The 1,909-nt window shown below is 62.3% G+C and carries 1 protein-coding gene and 2 pseudogenes; 1 reads left to right on the top strand and 2 read right to left on the bottom strand.

Annotation, left to right across the window (positions count from 1 at the left end; translation table 11 throughout):
- Both EOA28_RS34350 and EOA28_RS34345 read right to left on the bottom strand, forming a co-directional pair.
- A pseudogene (locus EOA28_RS34350) lies at positions 1 to 551 on the bottom strand (hypothetical protein); the annotation flags it as partial.
- A gap of 199 nt (positions 552 to 750) precedes the next feature.
- Positions 751 to 987: pseudogene (locus EOA28_RS34345) on the bottom strand (helix-turn-helix domain-containing protein); the annotation flags it as partial.
- Positions 988 to 1,587: 600 nt separating this feature from the next.
- Here EOA28_RS34345 and EOA28_RS34340 point away from each other — a divergent pair.
- Positions 1,588 to 1,909 (top strand): ParB/Srx family N-terminal domain-containing protein (locus EOA28_RS34340; RefSeq protein ID WP_189342359.1); only part of this gene is annotated, 322 nt, incomplete at its 3' end.

Genomic DNA, 1,909 nt, shown 5'->3' with positions numbered 1-1,909 from the left:
GCAAGTGCCTCATTCCAGCCACGACCGTCCAGTCCGAAGGCGACTGAGGCCCGCTGCCGGCGCTCGCGCCGCATCGGTTCGGAGCCAGGTTCGCTGGCCCAGGCCAGAAGGCGAGGCTCCACCACGTCCGAAATTATTGTCGGCACACCCGTGCGATGGTCTTCCCAGGGGAAGAAATCGTACCAGCTTCGCCAAAGGCGTCTGCGCAAGCCAACGGAATGCTCGGCGCGCGTCAGGGCAAGATAGCTGATCGAGATCACCCGCTGTTGGCGCTCTTCACCGATCCGGTCACGATCGGCAAACGTGTAGAGTTGCTCGATGTAGCCGAGCTGGTGGCCGGTCTGATGTTCCACCCATCCTCGCAGCCCGGACTGCAGTGAGCGATGGCCATGCTCGAAGGGACCCGATGGCAAGGCATCGCCGGCCCCAACGGCAAGCACGCTTGGACCATGCTCGGTCATCGCCACAACGACAGCGATCAAGTCCACGCTTGCATCGTGGGCCTTGCTCGAACGCCTAGCCTTGCTGCCTGTCACTGCCTGGTCCTGCATGATCTCCCGCGCGTCAGTCAGCACTGGTCGAGAAGCTGAATCGCTTCGATTCGAAGGTGGACTGCGACCGGTGCGCGGTCAACGGTCCTGGATCGGTCTTCATCGGCCGCAGCCGGTGCTTAGCAACGTCTCGGTGCTAGCCGCGATCTGGTACCATTCAAGCAGCTCGCGCGGGCAAGCGTGGGCCGAAGTCCCGCTAGCGATCGCGCACTAGATCCAATGCGGTATTGTGGAAGTTCTCATCATGGCGTCGATTGCTCGGCCGACCGCGCTTCTTCAATATCAGGCCGCCGGCGCCGTCCTGGTCATAGGCCTGCAACAGCCGGTGAACCTGACTGCGGCTGAGATGAAGGAGCTCAGCCGCCTGGACGACGCTCAGCCGTCGGTCGCGGATCTTCTGGATGGCTTCGAGACGACGCAGCTCTTTTTGCGACAAGGTGACAACTGTCGCACTACTAAATAGCTGCTACATGTGATGTTGCATAATCAACAGACTGGAACTCTTGTTTCGGAATTCGGCAATATGCAGAAAGTCGCCCGCCTTTCGGAAGGCGCTCCTCGCCGGGGGTAGTCGGCCCCGCGTCCCGCCTGCGGCGGCGCTATGCTGACGCTCCTTCGGCTACCCTCTTAACCGGTCTCGTCGCTGCAGTCGGTCCCGCGTCGCGCCTGAGGCGCCGCTATGCTGACGCTCCTACGGCTGCCTTTTTCTTTGAAGAGCGGCCGGGGTATTGTGCATCCTCCGCACAACGAAATCCCATACGACCGAGATCCCCTGACAACGACAGGCAACAGCCTCACGAGGGGAGAGATGGTCTTGGCCATCTCTCCCCCGCGAATGCCGCCTGCGCAGAGCGGGGCCGCCCGCTCGCAAGGCGGTGAATGATTCTCACCGCCTGACCGGATCCGATCCGCCCCGCTCGACGCGCAGCTCAGCTCCGCTCGCCGGCATTCGCCCCCCACTCTGCCGCGCGCTCACGCGCCCCCGGAAGGCATGCCGAGGGGCATGCCTTCGGCATCTAAGGAAAGGACCTGAACCATGACCACCCATGCAAAGAGTGCGGAAACCACGGCTGCCAGCGAGAGCGGCACTGGAGTTTTCATCCCACTGAACAAGCTGAAGAAGTCGCCTCGCAATGCGCGCAAGACCCCGCATAGCGAGGCGATCATCGAAGCCTATGCGGCAAGCATCGCCGCCAAGGGCATCCTGCAAAACCTCGTTGTCGAGCCTGAGCGTGACAGCGAGGGCGAGGAAACCGGCTTCTATTTCGTTACCATCGGCGAGGGCCGCAGGCTGGCGCAGCTTCTGCGCGTGAAGCGCAAGCAGATCAGGAAGACCGAACCGATCCGCTGCATTATTG

It is taken from the genome of Mesorhizobium sp. M2A.F.Ca.ET.067.02.1.1 (assembly GCF_004023285.1).
In the GTDB taxonomy this organism is placed as follows: Bacteria; Pseudomonadota; Alphaproteobacteria; order Rhizobiales; family Rhizobiaceae; genus Mesorhizobium.
Note: the sequence above shows the minus strand (reverse complement) of the source record. Positions and strands in the feature narration are given on the sequence as shown.